Here is a 19,808-nt window from a genome sequence, read left to right on the forward strand (position 1 = left end):
ATCACAGTATCAAAGCACAGAGTTGCGGAAAATCAAATAGTGAGTATGTAATTTTGAAAAAAGACGGCTGCAGCCCGGTTTCGTGGATTGCAGCCGCTTTTAGCAGTTAGCTATATTTCATTTAAAAATCCACCGCGGGCAGCGCCCCTGCGTTAAACCCGTCGATCGCGCTCTCCCAACTGGAGATGCCGATGGTGGACAGATATTTATTCATATATGACAGAGACTGTTCTGTGTCGAGGTATTTGTATACATCGTAGGACTGCTTTTTGACATGTCCCTGAGACATGACGCCCAGGTACAGCCCGCTGCTGGTCTCGGCGGGATCATCCAGATAGGCACGGACGATATATGCGTCGATCCGGCTGTTGAACATGGCGATATAGTAGCCATATCCCAGAGCCGCGGCCTGTGCTGTCTCAGCAGAAGTATTTCCCTGGACGGCGGTGTATCCAAGTTCTCCGATGATCACCCGGATAGATCCGCCGGACTTTCCATATTGGCTTTCCAGGCTTCCCAGATAATCTGTCAGCACCTGGATATTTTTCATGGAGATATATTTTGTACTGGCAGAAGCGGTGGTGTTGGAATTGTCAGACCAGAACGCGGTTCTGGTCAGGGGCTGGGAGTAGGGATGGTAGTTTACATTCCACTCCATGGACGGCGCCGTCTGGTTCATATAGGACGCGAACTGATCCAGGAATTCTTTTCCGCTGTGCCCGGCTACGGAAGCTGTCCAACAGTGATCCAGAGAGATAAATACCCTTGATGTGCTGGATGTCCTCCGTACGCCCTGGTAGAGCAGCTGGAAGGCCTGCGCGTAATTGGCGACACATTCTGAGAGGGACATGCTTCCGGAATAGTTCCACTCTTGACAGCTGTTCACCTCATTCCCGAGGGTCCAGTTGCTGACCCGGGATTTCTCCGTCCCCAGTTTCTCGCCCATGTAGCAGAACAGGGCTTCGAAGGTATTCCGCGCGTTTTCCTCCTGCATATTCAGGGCATAATAAGACGCCGCTCCTTTCTTCCTTGCTGATGGGTGAATCAGATAGGAGAGTTCATCGCTCCAGCTCATCAGAAGCACCAGAGTGATGCTGCGCCTGTGATTCCCATAGGGGTTGTCATTATCCCAGCCGTTCAGATAACGCATGGTCTGCTCCAACGCGATCATATCCTGGAAATAGTAAGTCGTTCCCTTATAAGTATAGGAGACATACCCTGATCTGGGCGTCGTACTTACCATATCTGCCAGGTCCACATTCAGAAGCACATGCTGGACTGCCATATCTTCGGTATAGGCGGTGGTACCTTGCATACCCTTTTTGGATGATATCTTATCACTGGTATAATAGCCAAGGTATTCTTTGGTCATTGTCGCCGTGATCTCCGGGTTTTCCAGATAACGGGCAGTGCTGACGATCTGGTATCCGGAACCATTCCAGATAGCGATGGCATATTTGCTCATCATGACCGACTGAAATCCGTCGCTGGACGGGAAAGCTGCGCTGGCGGTAAAAGAACCGGAAGCAGATACACTGGCAGGCATGGCTTCCAGCACAGTCGTCCCGGCGCTGTTCAGCCGGGCTATATAAAACTGGCTTCCTAATCCTTCCAGGGCTGTATTTCTGCCGGCGCTTAAGGTTACCGTCATCTGACGTCCGTTGTAGCCGGATGCGAGGCAGGAGCTTAATGCAAAGGTGTTGCCTCCTGTAACAGTGCCGGCTCCGCTGTTGTAATTATTATTCAGGAGAGTCTGGTCACTGGTGATGCAGAATTTTAATGTGATCGTGCCGATATAATTCTTCTTTCCGGTAAGGACAATCTGATATTCGCCGGGATTTTTCACACTGCTTTTCCGTTTCCCGTTACTGTCAATATATTTGATCGTGTAGTCTTTCTTGTTGGTTAATACTGTGTTTTCTACTACCACCCGGGTAGGGATAACTTTTACATTCTTTCCGGTGTAGGCCCATGCATAGGGAAGGGTTACCACCGCGTTTTCCAGAGAAGCCTTGTTGACTGTGAATTTTAAGCTGACAGTGCCGGTAAAATTCACCCGTCCTTTTACCTTAATTGTATTTTTACCGGCTTTCAGACTCTTTGGATAGGATATGGTATAGTCGCTTCCCTGCCTGAGGGTAATGCCGTTGTAAGAAACCGTGATTGTAGGATACAGTGTTGGTCCATCGTACGTATCCTGAGTAGCCGACATGACAATATTTGCTTCCTTCATTTTCCTGGCGGAAATGGTAAACTTCAAAGTCCTGGTGCTGGAATAGTTTCCGATTCCGGTCAGCGTGATGATCCCCTTTCCTTTATTAGTATTGGAACTGTAGCTGATCTGATAGTCCCGTCCTTCTACCAGTCCCATTTTCTTATAAGTAAGAGAGACTCTTGGCGTCTGCGCCGTTCCGGTGTAATAAATCTTTTTGTCCAGAATCTTGGCGCTGACTTTTTTGATCTCACAGGGCTGGATCGTGAAGGTAACTCGTCTGGTACCCACATAGCCGTTGGCCTCGATGCCCTGGATTACGATAGATGCAGTCCCTGCATTTACATTATTTTCATACGAAAGAGTGTAATGCGTGCCCGATTTTAAGGTTTTGCGGGTCACAGGGTCTTTCAGAGTAAGCTTTGGCGTTAACGCTTTACCGGTATATTTCTGAGCTTTGATAGAGGAGGCAGTAAGCGTGGTGACGGATGTTCCGCTGGCGACACGGAAAGAGAGCGCCAGTGTGCCGGAATAATTTCCGGTACCGGTCAGAAGCATTGTGTAGTTTCCTGCTGTGCCCAGGTCGGTTACCGCGCTGCGTGCGGTTCCCTGATAGGAAATGGTGTAATCCGTTCCGAGTGTAAGTTCTTTTCCCTGATAAGTCAGGGAAGTAGGGCGAACCTGGTTTAAATCATCCTGCGTCGTCCACAGATCCTGGTATTCATACTGACACTGGCTCAGGTCTATCGTGACCGGTTCCGCGGCCGGCATGGCGGGAGCCGGCTCAGCTGCAGACTCTTCTGCTTCCGGCTCGGCCGGTGTTTCCGGTTCGTCTTCCATGGCCGGTTCCAGTGCGGCAGCCTCCAGAGTCATGACAGCCGGAGAGGCGTATGGCTGTGCGCTCAACGCCGGGTAGGCGAACTGCCCCAGATGGCTGTTGGAAATATCGCCGTACGGGGTATGCGTATTGGAAAAACTGGTTTCATCTGCAGTGTCTCCTGCATCCGCCAGGAAAATACTTCGGAAGATATCTACAGCATACCACTGATCATCCGGCATATGTACAAGATTCCAGGTGGAGATTCGCTCACCGACGATTCCGGTTACCAGTACAGATTCAATATCCGCTTCGTCACAGAGCTTTTTAAAATAGCGGGCATAAATCTCTCCTTCCGGAAGAACGGGAGATTTTTCATCTGCTGTATTTTCATTAGTACCGGTATCTGCTGCAGGCTCTGTCTCTGCCGCAGTGTTGTCGGATTCCTCTTCCATAGAAGTGCTTTCGTCGGTTGGAAGATCCTGAGACGCCAGGGTTTCTTCCATATAAGAAGCAGCCTGATCGTAGAGATCGGATACGGTCAGATAGGTGCTGTCCTGGGAAAGGTCTTCAGACGGAGGATTTTCCTGAGAAGCAGTGTTGTCGGATTCAGACGGAGGATTCGTTTCTTCCGAAGCTTCTGCGGATAAAAGATCATCTGCATTTTCAGGAGTCTCTTCAGTATCGGATTCCTCGTTTTGTTCTGCTTCCGCCGGCTCCAGGAGCTCCAGCGTCCATACCGCTTCTGCATTCCAGGACCAGGTCTGATCTTCCTGCTGTGTTCCGGTGTATGTAACGGTAAGCGCGCATGCCGGAGTATTCAGCAATGCGGCATCCGCCTCGTCAAACCAGAAGGCGTCAAATGCATTTTGAGCGGCTGTCTCGTAAGTGGTGCGGAACGTCTGGTAATCGTCTCCTTCCAGGACTTCGGCAGGCGTGGCGACGGTGCCTAGGGAGAGTGCAGAACCGGCGTCCTCTTCGTCAGCCGTTTCCTCCGAGAGAAGCGCTTCCATACAATCGGATAGCGCCTGATAAAATTTCTGGGCGAGTTCGTCGGTCAGCTGAGAGCCATAAGAATCCTGATAGGTATATTCACTGTCTATGTCCTGTCCGATCCATTCCTGATCAAAGGCGAAGGCTTCTTCTGAGAAGGATTCGTCCATACGTTTGGGATTCCAGGATTCTGAGAGAGTCATTGATGCCGTGACTTCGCCGGCAGATGTCTCCGGATTCTCGATCGGATTTGTAACCTCAGGAGAGGCCGGGTCTTCAGCCGGTATTTCATCACCCGTGGGTAATTCGCTGCCATTTTCAGTCTGGCTGATGGAGGAAGATTCCTCTCCGGTTGATGACTGGTCATCGGAAACTGTTACGGTATCCGATGGCATGCCGCCGGGGATCGTGGTTCCAGCGTCGGTGGCCTCAGTATCATTTGCCGGTGGCTGTTCTTCTGTTGATGTCGGATTACCGGAAGAGGATTCTGCGCCGGAGTCGGATTCACTGCCGGAAGGATTGTCATTTCCGGAGGGTAAACCTTCTTCGGTCGTTGTACTGCCTTCGGATGTCGTTTCTTTGCCAGAGGCCGTTTCACCGTCAACGTCCGTTCCTTCACTGTCTGTCGTATTGTCGGATTCTCCGTCCGCTGCAGCGTTGAGGAGCGCGCCGGCTTCCGCCGCGTACAGGATGGTCTGGTCGCTGATCAATAGGGCGGCCGCGAGACTAAAGGCCAGCAGCCGTGAAAAAATGTTTTTTGAGGATGTCAATCTTCGTCGCTCCTTTTTTTAAAAGTAACAAGCTTATGCTGTCTATTATCATAATCAGACCAGAAAAGAAAGTCAACGGAAGAAGCTGTTAAAAAGCTTAAAATATGCTTAAGCAGGGGCTGAAACAGAGAGCAATCTTGCCATTTCCAAGACAGCATGATAAAATAAACTTCATTAATAAAATAAAAGCACAAGGAAATGTGGATAATGGAGCGAAAAGAAAAATATAAAATCGCGGTCGCCGGCACCGGGTACGTGGGCTTGTCCAACGCGATCCTGTTGGCCCAGCATCAGCAGGTGCAGGCGGTGGACGTCCTGCAGGAGAAGGTAGATAAGATCAACCGGAAAGAGTCGCCGATCATTGACAAAGAGATCCAGCAATATCTGGCAGAAAAAGACCTGGATCTGACAGCGACCGTAGACGGAAAGAGCGCCTACAGTCAGGCAGACTTTGTGATTATTTCCACACCTACCAATTATGATCCTGTAAAAAACTATTTCGATACAGGATCCGTGGAGCAGGTAATGGAACTGGTACAGGAATGCAATCCGAAAGCAGTGATGGTAGTGAAATCCACTGTGCCGGTTGGCTATACCAGAAAGATGCAGGAGCGGTATCCAAAGGCAAGGCTCCTTTTTTCACCGGAATTCTTGAGAGAGGGCAGAGCGCTGTATGACAATCTGTATCCGTCCCGGATCATTGTAGGCGCGCCGGATGGTGATGCAGAACTCCAGGAGGCAGCCCGTATTTTTGCAGGGCTTTTGGCAGAAGGGGCATTGAAAGAAGAAATTCCCACACTTTTTATGGAGACGACGGAGGCGGAGGCAGTCAAGCTTTTTGCCAATACGTATCTGGCGCTGCGGGTGGCATACTTTAACGAACTGGATACGTATGCGGAGGTACATGGTCTGGATACCAGGAGCATCATCGACGGTGTATGCCTGGATCCGCGGATCGGAAGCCATTACAACAATCCGTCGTTTGGATATGGAGGTTATTGCCTGCCCAAAGATACCAAGCAGCTGCTGGCCAATTACAATGATGTACCGGAAAATTTGATTCAGGCGATCGTGGATTCCAACCGCACCCGGAAAGATTATATCGCGGAGCGGGTACTGGAAAAGGCAGGCTACTATGATGGCGCCAACGGGCGCAACGGTCTGCCTGGCAGACAGGTGACTGTGGGGATCTACCGTTTGACCATGAAAGCCAACAGCGATAATTTCCGTCAGAGTTCTATCCAGGGAATCATGAAACGGATCAAGGCAAAGGGGGCAGAGGTCATCATCTACGAGCCGACACTGGAGAATGGCAGCCGTTTTTTCGGCAGTCTTGTGGTAAATGATCTGGCAGAGTTCAAGAAGAAGAGCGACGCGATCATTGCGAACAGGTATCATACAGAGCTGGATGATACTGCAGAGAAGGTGTATACGAGGGATCTTTTTCGGAGAGATTAGCATGGAGTCATGATTTTCCGGTTGCGTACATGCTTTTTTATGGTATAATAGCACTGAATTATATGTTTTATTATTGGAGAAATCTGATTCTATGTATCGAAAGAGAAACCAGTTGATGGAGATCGCAGTGTGCCTGGTGGATGCCTGTGCGGCGCTGTTCAGTCTGTGCGTGGCGGGAGTGCTGCGCTACCAGACATTGGAAGGATTAGCTCAGGCGGAAAATATCCGGACGCTTTGCAGCATCATCCTGGTCACTCACGTGGCCGCGTTTTACTTTATGAAAGTCTATGAAGGGTTCTTTAAACGGGGACGTTATCGGGAACTTCTTCTTTCACTAAAATATAATTTTATATTGACGGCGGGGGCGACGCTGCTGGGATTTGGATTGAAAAGCGAGGTGTTTGTATCCAGGCTGGTGATGGGGTACTTCTTTGTACTGAATGTACTTTTGGTCTGGCTGGTGCATCTCTTTATCCGAAACTGGGAAAAGGTCTTCCGATGGAGTCATAAAAAGGAAGTCAATATCCTGATCGTTACCTCCGGGGAGCGGCTGGATGAGATCCTGGACCGTTTTGGAAGATCGAAAGAAACTTTATGGAACGTGGCAGGAATCGTGCTGCTGGGAAAAGAGAAAGTACCCGAGACAGTGCAGGGGATCCCGGTGGTTTCGGAGAAAGAGGACGCCTATCTGGAATATGCCGTGCAGCATGTGGTGGATGAGGTTTTTATCCAGGTCAATGAAATGCATGAAAAAGAGAATTTCCTGAAAAATATGATCCTGGAATTCGAAAACATGGGCGTGGTAGTAAACCTGAATCTGGATCTGTTTGACCTTGGACAGATCGGAGAGAAACGTATTTATAACCTGGAGCAGTATCATGTGATCGCTTTTTCCAGCCGGTTGTTTGACTACCGCATGGTGCTGGCTAAACGGCTGATCGATATCATTGGCGCCTGTGTGGGACTGGTGATTACATTGGTGGTGGGGGTGATCCTGGCACCGTTTTTATTGCTGGAATCGCCGGGGCCTCTGATCTTTAAACAGAAACGGGTAGGCGTGAATGGAAGGGTTTTTGAGTTTTATAAGTTTCGTTCCATGTATGCGGACGCAGAAGAACGTAAAAAAGAACTGATGAAGCAGAATGAGATGCAGGGGCTGATGTTTAAGATGGAAAATGACCCCAGAATCACGAAAGTTGGCGCCTTTATTCGGAAGACCAGCATCGATGAGCTGCCTCAGTTCTGGAATGTGCTGAAAGGCGATATGAGTCTGGTGGGAACCCGTCCGCCGACGCTGGATGAGTACCAGCAGTATAATTATTATCAGAAGAGAAGGATCAGTTTCCGGCCGGGGATCACAGGACTCTGGCAGATCAGCGGCAGGAGCGATATCAAAGATTTTGACGAGGTGGTCAAACTGGATCTGGAATATATAGACAACTGGTCTTTGCTTCTGGATTTTAAGATTATTTTTAAGACGGTTCTGGTGGTGCTGCGCGGCAGCGGAGCGAGATAGAAGGAGAGAATGATGAACGAAAATTATAACTATTCCTATGAAGATGAGGCGGAGATCAACCTGGTCGATTTGGTGTTTTATCTGCTGAAACAGTGGAAGACACTGATCGCGGCAGTCCTGATCGGCGCAGTGATCGGCGGGGGTATTTATGTGGTAAAGAAATCTTCTGCAGATCGTGCGGCAGAAGAATTGACAGCCCAGATGGAAGAGGCAAAGACCACAGTGGAGGACAAACAGACTGTGGCAGAACTGAGGGAAAATTATCAGATCAGCGAAGACGTGGAAACAAATATGGAGCTGGCATATCAGTACCGTCAGCTTTATCGGAAACAGCTGGAGTATAATCAGAACTCTCCGATTATGCAGATGAACCCCAGCGCAGTATATTCTGGTGAACTGGAATACTATATTTCTGCCGGATATGATACGGGAATGATCGCGCTGCTTTACCAGAATATTTTGAACAGCAACGGCATCCTGGAGGAACTGAAAGAAGCTGCAGACCTGGATTATCAGGAGCAGTATATCCGGGAACTGATCGGATGCAGCGTGAGCCGGGAAAATGATTCTACGATCAATGTAAACAATGGCGAAAGCCTGGTTTATAAAAATGCGACGGTCACTTTTACGATCAATGCCGCTTCAGAAGCGGATTGTAAGCAGATGCTGCAGTTGATTCGGGACAAGGTGGCAGAACTGGATCAGCAGTGCCGGGAAAACTATGAAGATTATGAGATGATACCGGTAAATGACAGCGTCAATCTGGTGGCCAGCAGTGATTATCTGAGCAGGCAGAAATCCAATACGGATCAGTTGAACACATACCGGAATACCATGACAAATCTGGAAAGTGCTTTCACGGAAGAGGAACTGGTATATTACAATCGGGTGTATCTGTCGAGAGATTATGAGCAGGAGGAAGAACCGGAGGAAACGGAACTTGCAGGAGAAACAACGATAGAGGCAGAGCCGGTCAGTCTGGTAAAATGGCTGGTAATCGGTATCTTCCTGATGTGTGTTGTATGGGGCGGTTTTTACCTGGTGAAATATCTGCTGGATAAAAAGATCAAGACCCCGGATGAAATGCGCAGCCGTTACCGTCTGCCTTTGATTGGTTTTGTAAGGACAGAGGAGTATGCCAGAAAAGGCCTGGATGGCTGGCTGGACAGAATGCGGAGCAGAAGCTGGGGCTCTGGAGATACACCGGAGAATATCGGAAATATGATCACTGCTATGGATTTGTCCAAGGTAATTCTCTGTGTGGAAGGCAATGGACCGCGGTTGGAAACGGCGGCGGATGAAATCTGCAGTTACGCAAAATGCTTAAAGAGATCGGAAGCGTTAAACAAAAATGGCGATCTGGTGGCAGATGCGAAAGAGAGTGATGGTGTCATCCTTGCAGTGGAAATTGGTGGAACCAATTACGCGGAGATCGAAAGAGAGTTGGAGATCAGCCGGATGCAGAATGTGGTTGTAAAGGGTGTTGTGGTGGTTTCTTAAATAATGACTTCTATAGACCGTATTAAAGAAAATTGATAGAGAACTGTAAAAAAGAGCCTATTAGAGTAGAGATGGATATTATGAAATATTTTTACAAAAGTTTAAGGAAAGGGTAATGACTATCCTAAATATTTAGTGAATTTAAGAATAGTGGACAAGGACAGCCTCTTCCAATTTAAAGCTGGCTGAAAATAAATGGTTCTCAACCTCCTGACTTACGAAAAAATATATTAGATAGTATAACATCCAATCAGTTATAGGAAATAGGACTCTAAAAAATACGGCTTCTTAGTTGACTCTGTTTGAGTTGCAAAGTGTGTGAAAGTAAATTAAGAAAGGAGTCAAAAGTTTGTGCCAGGGAATCGGGAGCGGCTTCGTTTGTGTTACACAAGGAACTACAACAAACACATATTACAAGAAGTGCAAATGTCAAATATATATAAAAATTAATCTATAAAATCACTGACTGATGAAACGAACTTTCGTTATTGCCGGATGATTATATTGTATACGTCAAAAAGATAATCGAAGAAAGAGAAAAGGCTGTGAGTAGGTGTATGAGGTTAAGTGTAATTGGACTCCGAGGATTTCCGATGATTGAAGGAGGGGTAGAAAAGCATTGTGAATCTCTTTATCCGAAGTTGAATAGTGATATAGACATTACGGTGTACAGAAGAAAATTATATGTTAAATCAAACGGAAAGTATGAACATATTTCATTCATTGATTTACCCTCCACGAAAATCAAGGGTTTTGAAACATTTTTCCATTCTTTTATTGCGTCTATAGATGCATTTTTTAAAAAACCTGATGTAGTTCACTACCATAATATAGGGCCAGCTCTTTTCAGTCCTATAGTTAAAGTGCGAAAAATTCCAGTGATTTTAACATACCATAGTGCTAATTATGAACACGAAAAATGGGGAATATTTGCACGTAAATTACTTCATTTTTCGGAAAAAGTCGCTTTAGAAACTGCAGATAAAATTATATTTGTGAATAAATATCAGATGGAAAAATATACAGAAAATATAAGGGAAAAATCTGTATATATACCTAATGGTGTCAATGAGCTACCGCGCTCAAGTAATGTAGATTTCTTAAATAAGATTGGCGTTGAAAAAGAACGTTATATTCTTAGTGTTGGAAGAATTACACCTGAGAAGGGATTTGATATTTTAATAAAGGCATATAAATTGGCAAAAAAGGACGAATTTAAACTTGTGATTGCCGGGGGGACAGAGTTTGAAAACAGCTACATGAAAGAATTACAAGAACTTAGTAAAAACGAAAATGTGATTTTTACTGGTTATACTTTTGGCGACGATCTTTATCAACTTTATTCACATGCAACTTTGTATGTTTTGGCATCGTATAATGAAGGATTTCCACTAGTTCTATTAGAAGCAATGAAATATGAATTGGATGTCTTGGTTTCAGACATACCAGCAACTCGTTTAGTTGATTTGAATAAAGAAGATTATTTCAAAAAAGGAGATTTTAAAACATTGTCAAATAAGATTACGGAACATCTTAAGGCACCACGAAAGAGAAAATATAATTTGAGCAGATATGATTGGAATGTTATAGCAAAGGAAATGTCATTGATATTTTGTCAAGTGGCTGGAAAGAAAAATGATTAGGATTTTACAGTGCGTTAATATAATGGATCGAGCAGGTCTGGAAAATATGCTCATGAACTATTATAGAAATATTAATAGAGATAAAATACAATTCGATTTTTTGACGCATCGTCCCGACAGAGGCGCATATGATGAAGAAATCGAAATGCTTGGCGGAAAAGTATATCATGCACCAAGATTATATCCGCAAAACTACCCGATGTATTTTAAATGGATGAAGAATTTTTTTGAAGAGCACTCGGAATATAAGATAGTACATTCACACATAGATACCATGAGTTATTTCCCATTATTGGCAGCAAAAAAAGCTGGCATTCCAAACCGAATAGCGCATAGTCATAGTTCAAAATTAGAAAAGGATCTAAAGCTTCCAATTAAATTTATGGCATTGAAACTTATTCCGAATGTCGCCAATCACTTTTGTGCTTGTGGGGAGGTAGCAGGAAAATTCATGTTTCAAAAACGTGAATTTACAGTGATAAGAAATGCTATTGATGTAAAAAAATTTTCTTTCAATAATGACATAAGAAATAACAAAAGAAAAGAACTAAGATTAAAAGATGCGTTTGTTGTGGGGCACGTTGGTCGTTACTGTTATATCAAAAATCAACTTTTCCTTTTAGATGTTTTTTCTGAAATAAAAAAAGATCGACAAAATGCTCATCTTTTACTGATTGGTAAAGGCGAAGATGAAAAAAAAATTAGAAACAAGATTAAGCAACTTCATTTAGAAGAATCTGTATCACTGCTTATTGATCGCGACGATATTGATCAATTGTATCAGGTTATGGATGTATTTGTAATGCCCTCTTTGTTCGAAGGCCTACCCGTTGTAAGTATAGAAGCACAGGCGAATGGGTTACCTTGTATTGTATCTAGCAATATTTCAAGGGAAGTCAAGATTTCTAAAAACATAAAAATGCTAGATTTGAAAGCTGGCGTGAACAGTTGGAAGAATGAAATAATTGCTACAACAACCAGAAGAAACCCAAATGCAATTGATGAGCTCGAAAGAAAAGGGTATAACATTGCAATTGAAGGGAAAAAATTGGAAGAATTTTACAAAACTCTTTTGTGAGGTGAAATAATGGATTTATTGACAATTATAACCCCGGTATATAATCGAGCTGGTCTTATATCAAATTTATATAAGTCGTTAGAAAATCAAACAAACAAAGATTTTTGCTGGTTAGTTGTTGATGATGGAAGTACGGATAACACATTTGAAGTTGTTAACAGGCTGAAGAATAATGCATCATTCAAAATAATTTGCATAAAACAAGAAAATGGCGGAAAACATGCTGCTCTAAACTATGGAATACGCAATATTGAAACGGCGCTTACAATGATTGTCGATAGTGACGATACTTTGACCAATGATGCTGTACAGAGCATTTTTGACGTTCATAAAAAATATTCAAACAGAAACGATATAAGTATGTATACATTTTTGAGAGGATACAGCGATGGGAGAAAGATCGTATCAATAGAGAAAAATGAGTTTGTAGAAAATTATATAAATTACAGAATTAAAAATCATAAACCGGGGGATATGGCCGAGGTATTCGTAACAAAATATCTAAAGGAACATACTTTTCCAGTATTTGATAACGAAAAATTTCTTAGCGAGGACATCGTCTGGATAGAAATAGGAAAACATTCAGATTCGGTATATATTGATAAAGTTATTTATATTTGCGAGTATCAACCGAGTGGATTAAGTGCTAATGATAAAAAAATGAAGTTTGCTTCTCCTCTTGGTTCGATGTTGCGCGGCAAACAATTGATGTCTAAGGAATGTGGCATCAGGGCAAATATACGAGGGGCAATAATATTTAATTGTTATAAGATAGAAAGTAAATCCAATAATATTAAATCTATAAGACTAAGTAATAGAGAAAAAATACTTGTTGGCATTTTCAAGATACCTGGAATATATTTTAATCATAAGTGGAAAAAAAGTATAGGAGATTGAATTATGATACCCCAAATAATACATTATTGCTGGTTTGGAAAAAATAAAAAACCACAAATAGCAGTCGACTGTATTGAAACTTGGAAACATTTTTTCCCCGGATGGGAAATCATAGAATGGAATGAAGACAACTATGATTTAACTTCTATTCCTTATATAGATGATGCATATAAACTAAAAAAATGGGCTTTTGTATCTGACTTAGTGAGATTAGATGTTTTATATAGATATGGCGGTATTTATCTTGACGTTGATGTTGAGTTTATAAAATGTTTGCCTGAGGAATTTCTGAATTATAGAGGATTTATGGGGTTTGAACATACAAAAACTATCGCCCCTGGACTTATATTTGGAGTGGAAAAAGAGGACATTTTTATAAAACAAGTCTTAGAATCTTATGAGGGAGAACACTTTTATTACAATAAAAACGGAATATATAAAACAATTAACACAAGAATAACAAATGCATTGGTAGAGATGGGATTAGTGAAAAATAATGAATACCAAGTGGTGGACGGATTTCATATTTTCCCTTCAGAATATTTCTGCGGATATAATACGGATATTCGCGAACCTGAGATTACAGATAAAACAATTTGCTGGCACCATTATTTAGGATCATGGTCAAATCCATCACTCAAAATCAGATTACAGGATATTTTAAAGAAAATAGTTGGAGTTAATAATTACAAGAAGATATTGAACACTATAAGAGAAAAGAGAAAGCAAAATGGAATTACTTGATATTCTAAAGGCGAAACTTAGAGGAACTCTTAATCTTCAACAACTAAAAAGAGAGGGGTTAACGGTCGGAAAAAATTTTAATGCTCAAGAAGGAACAATAATTGATCCTGGGCATTGTTGGTTAATTGAAATTGGAGATAATGTAACATTTGCACCTAGAGTGCACATCTTAGCACACGATGCAAGCATGAAAAAAAGTCTTGGTTATGCTAAGATAGGAAGAGTTTCTATAGGAAACAACGTATTTATAGGCGCTGGTACAATCGTACTTCCAAATGTTAGAATCGATGATAATACAGTAGTCGGTGCTGGTAGTGTTGTGCCATACTCACTTTTAGGAGGGGGAGTATATGTTGGTAACCCTGCAAAAAAAATATATTCCTATGAAGAATGGATTGAGAAAGAAAAGCAAAATATTAAGAATACTATTGTGTATGATGGAAAATATAAGATAGGTAATATCTCAGAGGAAAATAAGCAAAAAATGAAAGAAGAACTAAGCATAAGATGCGGCTATATAGAATAAAGGCGTTGAAGGTGTGTGATGAGATTTGTATTAAAAAAAAATGAAATTATATTGTTTATGGTTTTGATGCCTTTCTTGAAACCATATAATGTTACGTTGATACCCATGCTTGATAATATATTCAAAATTTGGAAGCTGATATCCACGCTCTATATTCTTGTAATATTTTTTAAAGGGCCATTTAGATTACATAAAGAATCAATTTGGTTGTTGATGTTCTGCGCTGTTTGGACAATCAGTCTTGTAATCAACCGTGGGCCGATTGAGGATTATATAAATAATATTTTATCCATTATTGCAATAATGCTTTTTTTTGAAGAAGTAAACAATGAAAAAATCAAAATGCAATTATCCAAAATGTTTTATACAGTTGGAGCTGCATACATGATTTTAAATTGCATTACAGCGATACAAGGTTATCCGTTCTTTGCTGAAGGAATGGAACTGGATGATAATGCAAATTTCCTAGGAGGAGATAATTACTCTGCATTTATTTTGATAGTTTTATCTGGATTAATGTTTTTTTATGATGTCAAATATTTAAAGAAGATTAGAGCAAAAACTTGGATATACAACCTCTTTGGCCTGCTTAGTCTAATAATCCCATTTTCTTTTATGGGAATTATAAGCTATGTATTTTTTTTGATGATGGTTATATTTAGTAAATTTTATACGATTATAAAGATGCTAAACTGGAAAAAAATAATGCTAATAGGAGTAGTCTTTGTTCTCCTGGTGAGTTATTCGAATCTGGATGAAGTTATGGCAAACGTCTTGGGGGCTATGAATAAAACGGGGTTTAATGGACGCAATATGATTTGGCCTTTAGCAATAGATGCAATTATTAAAAAGCCTCTTATCGGGTATGGTGGGTTGACAACAGAGCAAGCTAGTACTTGGATACTTGCGGGAGCAAACCATACACATAACATATTATTGGAATTCCCATTTAGCGTTGGATTGATGGGCACATTATTTTTTTGTGAATTTATCATTGCAGTTTTTCGTGGAACAATAAGAAAGCATAATAATGGCACAGAAATTCTTTTAACTACATTATCGGCATTTGTTTTATGTTCGATTATGGATTTTTATATTGGATTAGTGTATTTTTATTTGTTATTATATATGATTTGGATTAACAAAGGGCAGGAGGCGATATCTGATTCATGAAGTTAAAAAAAGTATGTGCGGTTGTAGTAACGTATAATAGAATTAAATATTTATTAAAATTATTAAAAAGCTTGAAAGAACAATCATATGCGCTATCCGCGATTTTGATATTTGATAATTGTTCTACTGACGGTACAGATAGCATTCTTAAAGAAAATGGGTATTGTAATTCGGTGGAAATGCAAATGTTACATTCAGCGAAGAATAATGGTATAGATATATTATTTTACAGAAATAATGAGAATTTGGGTGGGTCAGGTGGTTTTCACGATGCAATAAAAATTGCATCAAAATTAGGATATGAATTCCTGTGGTGTATGGATGATGACGTACTCCCTGAAAAACAATGTCTAGAAAAATTAATGTTACATATGTCAAATGCTGTTAGGATTTGTATTCCCAGTAGAACAGATAAAAATTATAGAGACTATGCAATTATAGATGTCAATATGTCAAATCCTTTTAAATTTAGTATAGTGTCTAGAAAAAAAATGATTTATAACGAGAATATCAATGGCAATGCTATAGAAGTGGTTGATATGCCGTTTGAAGGCCCATTAATTGAGAATAAATTAATTGAGGAAATCGGCTTGCCCAAAAAGGATTTTTTTATTATTTTCGATGATAGTGAATATGCAGCAAGAGCATGTAAAGTTACAAAAATTTTATATTGCAAAGATGCTATACTACACAAACAAATTATTCCCCATTCGGGCAAGGACGAGTTTATGAATTGGAAAAATTATTATGGATATCGTAATCAAATTTGGTTTGATAGACATTATGGATTAAATCGTTTTGTGAAAATATTAAGGCCGCGGTTGTTATATATCGATCTGATTATGAGGGCAATTTTAAGAGGGAAATTTAGTAATATTAATTTAATAAAAAGAGCCTATAAAGATGGAGTGAATGATACCTTGGGAAAACTTGTTGCACCAGGCACATCAAGAAGGGAATTTAAGTGATGGCAATAAAAGCACGGTTAAAAAAAACATATCTATTCCAATATAAAAAAAGTTTTGATGAGTATATAAGAAGAGCATCTTTTATAAAAAATGTAACCAAATTTGAAAAATTAAGATTGCTGAAAAAATTTAAAGTTGTAAAAGAAAGAAATATATCTAACAAAGCGAAAATAGAACAAATTGAAAAACTATTAAATATTGTAAAAATTGAAACGGAATTAAAACATGGCTATTTTTATTCAATTGATGAAATGCTTTACATGTACAATTCGGGTATCGTGATCGACAATATGCCATGTGATTATAATTTTTTAATTACACATTCTATAGACGAAATGAGATGCATTGGTTGTAGAGAAACGCTTATTTCCAATGGCAAATATTTAGATTGTATTGAAAAGTTTATTTTAAGGGTGAGTTCGGAGCTAAAAAAAGTTCATGAAAACGATGTTGCAAAAATCATTGAAGATATGATCCATTATCCCGCTTATAATTTGAAAGAAGCATTACAAAGGATACTTTTCTGGAATCAAATTTTATGGCAGACAAATCATCGGCTTGTTGGATTGGGCAGATTAGACAAAATACTTGGCCAATTTGAAAATGAGAAAGAGGCAAATAAAGAAATTCACAATTTCTTACTTGTTTTGCATGAACATTATGTATATAAAAGTTCGGCCATGCCAGGGGATACAGGACAAGTTATAGTGCTTGGCGGAAATGATAACAATGATGAGTATTTCTGCAATAAATACACATTTATTATTTTAAACGAAATCATTAAACTCGGTTTACCGGATCCCAAAATTGTACTAAGAGTTTCACATAAAACACCGGATTCTTTATTAAAATTATCAATCAAATCAATTGCTTCGGGAATAGGCAGTCCTCTTCTATCAAACGATGACATTATTATCCCTGCGCTTCAAGCATTTGGATATGATATAGAGGATTCATATGATTATGCTGTTTCGGCATGTTGGGAGCCACTACCTGCGAAAGACTGCCTGGAGCAAAATAATATTATAACACTTGTCTTAGGTGAAATTCTAATTGATGTTATTAATGATGATCGGGTGTATAAAATAAAATCCTCTGCAGAATTGCTTGATTTATATTATGAAAAACTTAAGTCAAAATTGACAAATGTTTTAAATTATATCGATTCTATTATATGGAATAAAGATCCTTTGATGAGTCTTTGTTCTGAAACATGCAGAAATAGTGGAAAACTAATTTCCGAAGGAGGAACAAAAAATGTAAATTATGGCTTTTTAACTGTCGGAATCTCGTCGGTAGTGAACATGTTGATAAATGTGGATCAACTTGTATTTAAAACTAAAACATACACCATTTCAGAGTTGATTAATGCGGCAAAGAGTAATTATCAAGATCATAATAAATTGTTGGAGAGTTTGAAAAACAATAATTTTAAATTTGGAACAGACACAAAAGAGTCAATTTATTATACAAATAAAATCATTGAGCAGATTTATTCTATTACAAATAACTATCGTAATAGATTCGGAGGAAAAATTAAATTTGGACTTAGTTCTCCAGCATATATCATGAGTGGGAAAAATGTGGCTGCGACTCTAGATGGAAGAAAAAATGGAGATGCTTTTACTACTCATATATCAAATGATAGCAATGATTCAATAACAGAAATTGTACTTTTTGCTGGACAAATTGATTATTTCAAGGACTCATTTAATGGAAATGTTATAGATATTATGTTGCATCCAAATATTATATTAGAAAATCAAGATAAATTTGTTCAATATTTGAAATCATCTATCGAAATTGGAATATTTCAAATGCAATTTAATGTGTTAGATTCAAAAAAATTGATAGAGGCAAAAGTTAATCCGGAAAAATATCCTAATCTAATAGTGCGTGTATGGGGGTTTAGTGCATACTTTAATGACTTAACTGACGAATACAAGGACATTTTAATAAAGAGAGCTATAGAAAGCGAAAACAGATCATATAAAGCATAGCGGATGGTTAACTATGAACAAAAAAAGTATAAAGAAAAACTATATATACAATCTTAGTTATCAAGTATTGATTTTGTTTACTCCGTTGATTACAACCCCTTATATTTCACGTGTTCTTGGTGCGGACGGTATAGGAGAAGTAAGCTTTACAGAATCGGTTGCATCATATTTTGTCCTTTTTGCAACTTTAGGAATTACAACCTATGGACAGCGTGAAATATCATATGTCCAGGAGAACAGGAAAAAACGAAGTGTTGTTTTTTGGAATACTAAAGTTTTAGAATTTATAACGTCTACAATAGCAATCATTTTGTATGTGATTTTTTCCTTTCACCAAAAAAATGTAAACTTATCGTTGATTTTTACATTGAATATTCTTGCAGTCTTTGTTGACGTTACATGGTTGTTTCAAGGACTAGAAGAATTTGGTAAAATCGTTCTAAGAAATATTATAGTTAAAATATTAAATATTGCTTATCTTTTCTTGGTGATCAGAAGTTCAAATGATGTAAATCTATATGCCTTTGGGCTGTGTTTTTTTACATTTGTAAGTAACGTGTCATTATGGGTATATTTACCAAAATATGTTGATAGAATATCAGTTAAGCAGTTAAATCCTTTTAAAGAAATTCCGGTTGTAATATCATTATTTATTCCAACAATTGCAATATCTATATATACAGTTCTAGATAAAACGATGATTGGAATTATAACAAAAGACACTTATGAAAATGGATACTATGAACAAGCATTAAAAATATCAAGAATGGTATTAACAACTGTAACAGCATTAGGAACCGTAATGATTCCACGAATTGGGTATCACTTTGAAAGAAAAGATATCAATGAAGTTGAACGACTTATGTATAGAGGATATAGGTTTGTATGGTGTATAGGAACACCATTATGCTTAGGCCTTGTAATGATTTCAAGTAATTTTGTACCTTGGTTTTTTGGAACGGGATACGAAAGAGTTTCTGATTTGCTTAAAGTTCTTTCATTTTTGATTTTGGCAATAGGAATAAATAATGTTACGGGCATGCAATATCTAATTCCAACAAAACGACAAAACTTATTTACTTTGACAGTGGCTATTGGCGCTGTAGTAAATTTTATATTAAATTGTGTTTTGATAAGAATATTCCAATCAATAGGTGCCGCAGTTGCCTCTGTTGTAGCAGAAACAGTAATTGCAATTGTACAATTGGTATTTGTTAGACATGAACTAAAGCCAATGATGGTCTTAAAAGAGGGAATACATTATTATTGTGCGGGGGCGGCTATGGCTATTTTATTATATATTATAGAAAGATTCTTGACATCATCTTTTTTAAATACAGTGATCATGATAGTGGTAGGAGCGTTTATTTATTTTGGAATTTTAATAATTATGAAGGATGAATTTTTAATTTCAAATTTAAAAGCAGTTTTATCAAAAGTGATTAATAAACTGAAATAAATATAACATGTGTTAGTGGAATTTTAAAATAGTCTAGGCAGATGGGAGTACACA

13 protein-coding genes are annotated in these 19,808 nt (G+C 39.7%); 12 read left to right on the forward strand and 1 reads right to left on the reverse strand.

Translation table 11 applies throughout. The annotated features are described in order from the left end of the window. Positions 1-121: 121 nt before the first annotated feature. A complete protein-coding gene (locus B5F29_RS01050; RefSeq protein ID WP_087152819.1) occupies positions 122-4,792 on the reverse strand; it encodes a DUF5722 domain-containing protein in 4,671 nt (1,556 codons plus the stop codon). Positions 4,793-4,999: 207 nt separating this feature from the next. On the opposite strand from B5F29_RS01050, the gene B5F29_RS01055 reads away from it, so the two are divergent. The 12 genes from B5F29_RS01055 (at position 5,000) to B5F29_RS01110 (ending at position 19,754) form a co-directional block, all read left to right on the forward strand. Further along, on the forward strand, positions 5,000-6,250 hold the full coding sequence (locus tag B5F29_RS01055; protein WP_087152820.1) for a nucleotide sugar dehydrogenase: 1,251 nt from the start codon (positions 5,000-5,002) through the stop codon (positions 6,248-6,250). A gap of 91 nt (positions 6,251-6,341) precedes the next feature. After that, on the forward strand, positions 6,342-7,766 hold the full coding sequence (locus B5F29_RS01060; RefSeq protein ID WP_087152821.1) for a sugar transferase: 1,425 nt from the start codon (positions 6,342-6,344) through the stop codon (positions 7,764-7,766). A gap of 12 nt (positions 7,767-7,778) precedes the next feature. After that, a complete protein-coding gene (locus tag B5F29_RS01065; RefSeq protein ID WP_087152822.1) occupies positions 7,779-9,266 on the forward strand; it encodes a hypothetical protein in 1,488 nt (495 codons plus the stop codon). Positions 9,267-9,859: 593 nt separating this feature from the next. Next, positions 9,860-10,909: a glycosyltransferase family 4 protein gene (locus B5F29_RS01070; RefSeq protein ID WP_206414154.1), complete on the forward strand. Its 1,050-nt coding sequence runs from the start codon at positions 9,860-9,862 to the stop codon at positions 10,907-10,909. Positions 10,910-10,931: 22 nt separating this feature from the next. After that, positions 10,932-11,987: a glycosyltransferase family 1 protein gene (locus B5F29_RS01075; RefSeq protein WP_442911267.1), complete on the forward strand. Its 1,056-nt coding sequence runs from the start codon at positions 10,932-10,934 to the stop codon at positions 11,985-11,987. Positions 11,988-11,996: 9 nt separating this feature from the next. Next, the gene (locus B5F29_RS01080) at positions 11,997-12,884 is read left to right on the forward strand and encodes a glycosyltransferase family 2 protein (protein WP_087152825.1); all 888 of its coding nucleotides are present in this window, start codon (positions 11,997-11,999) and stop codon (positions 12,882-12,884) included. A 3-nt stretch (positions 12,885-12,887) separates the two neighbouring features. Continuing rightward, on the forward strand, positions 12,888-13,628 hold the full coding sequence (locus tag B5F29_RS01085) for a glycosyltransferase family 32 protein (protein ID WP_087152826.1): 741 nt from the start codon (positions 12,888-12,890) through the stop codon (positions 13,626-13,628). Beyond that, complete coding sequence (locus tag B5F29_RS01090) at positions 13,615-14,154, forward strand: acyltransferase (protein ID WP_087152827.1); 540 nt, start codon at positions 13,615-13,617, stop codon at positions 14,152-14,154. The genes B5F29_RS01085 and B5F29_RS01090 overlap by 14 nt, the downstream gene beginning before the upstream one ends. 18 nt (positions 14,155-14,172) lie before the next feature. Then, complete coding sequence (locus B5F29_RS01095) at positions 14,173-15,327, forward strand: O-antigen ligase family protein (protein ID WP_087152828.1); 1,155 nt, start codon at positions 14,173-14,175, stop codon at positions 15,325-15,327. After that, complete coding sequence (locus B5F29_RS01100) at positions 15,324-16,295, forward strand: glycosyltransferase (protein ID WP_087152829.1); 972 nt, start codon at positions 15,324-15,326, stop codon at positions 16,293-16,295. The genes B5F29_RS01095 and B5F29_RS01100 overlap by 4 nt, the downstream gene beginning before the upstream one ends. Then, positions 16,295-18,295, forward strand: coding sequence for a pyruvate formate lyase family protein (locus tag B5F29_RS01105; RefSeq protein WP_087152830.1), 2,001 nt, complete (start codon positions 16,295-16,297; stop codon positions 18,293-18,295). Before B5F29_RS01100 ends, B5F29_RS01105 begins: the two co-directional genes overlap by 1 nt. Positions 18,296-18,308: 13 nt before the next feature. Beyond that, the gene (locus B5F29_RS01110; RefSeq protein ID WP_087152831.1) at positions 18,309-19,754 is read left to right on the forward strand and encodes a flippase; all 1,446 of its coding nucleotides are present in this window, start codon (positions 18,309-18,311) and stop codon (positions 19,752-19,754) included. Positions 19,755-19,808 lie beyond the last annotated feature (54 nt).

The organism is Lachnoclostridium sp. An196 (assembly GCF_002160135.1).
Taxonomy (GTDB): Bacteria; Bacillota; Clostridia; order Lachnospirales; family Lachnospiraceae; genus Hominiventricola; species Hominiventricola avistercoris.

What these genes read in the sequence shown, in the direction of transcription:
- B5F29_RS01095 (WP_087152828.1), top strand. Translation starts at nt 14,173, where the DNA reads ATGAGATTTGTATTAAAAAAAAATGAAATTATATTGTTTATGGTTTTG.
- B5F29_RS01075 (WP_442911267.1), top strand. Translation starts at nt 10,932, where the DNA reads ATGGATCGAGCAGGTCTGGAAAATATGCTCATGAACTATTATAGAAAT.
- B5F29_RS01100 (WP_087152829.1), top strand. Translation starts at nt 15,324, where the DNA reads ATGAAGTTAAAAAAAGTATGTGCGGTTGTAGTAACGTATAATAGAATT.
- B5F29_RS01085 (WP_087152826.1), top strand. Translation starts at nt 12,888, where the DNA reads ATGATACCCCAAATAATACATTATTGCTGGTTTGGAAAAAATAAAAAA.
- B5F29_RS01110 (WP_087152831.1), top strand. Translation starts at nt 18,309, where the DNA reads ATGAACAAAAAAAGTATAAAGAAAAACTATATATACAATCTTAGTTAT.
- B5F29_RS01090 (WP_087152827.1), top strand. Translation starts at nt 13,615, where the DNA reads ATGGAATTACTTGATATTCTAAAGGCGAAACTTAGAGGAACTCTTAAT.
- B5F29_RS01070 (WP_206414154.1), top strand. Translation starts at nt 9,860, where the DNA reads ATGATTGAAGGAGGGGTAGAAAAGCATTGTGAATCTCTTTATCCGAAG.
- B5F29_RS01105 (WP_087152830.1), top strand. Translation starts at nt 16,295, where the DNA reads ATGGCAATAAAAGCACGGTTAAAAAAAACATATCTATTCCAATATAAA.
- B5F29_RS01055 (WP_087152820.1), top strand. Translation starts at nt 5,000, where the DNA reads ATGGAGCGAAAAGAAAAATATAAAATCGCGGTCGCCGGCACCGGGTAC.
- B5F29_RS01080 (WP_087152825.1), top strand. Translation starts at nt 11,997, where the DNA reads ATGGATTTATTGACAATTATAACCCCGGTATATAATCGAGCTGGTCTT.
- B5F29_RS01060 (WP_087152821.1), top strand. Translation starts at nt 6,342, where the DNA reads ATGTATCGAAAGAGAAACCAGTTGATGGAGATCGCAGTGTGCCTGGTG.
- B5F29_RS01065 (WP_087152822.1), top strand. Translation starts at nt 7,779, where the DNA reads ATGAACGAAAATTATAACTATTCCTATGAAGATGAGGCGGAGATCAAC.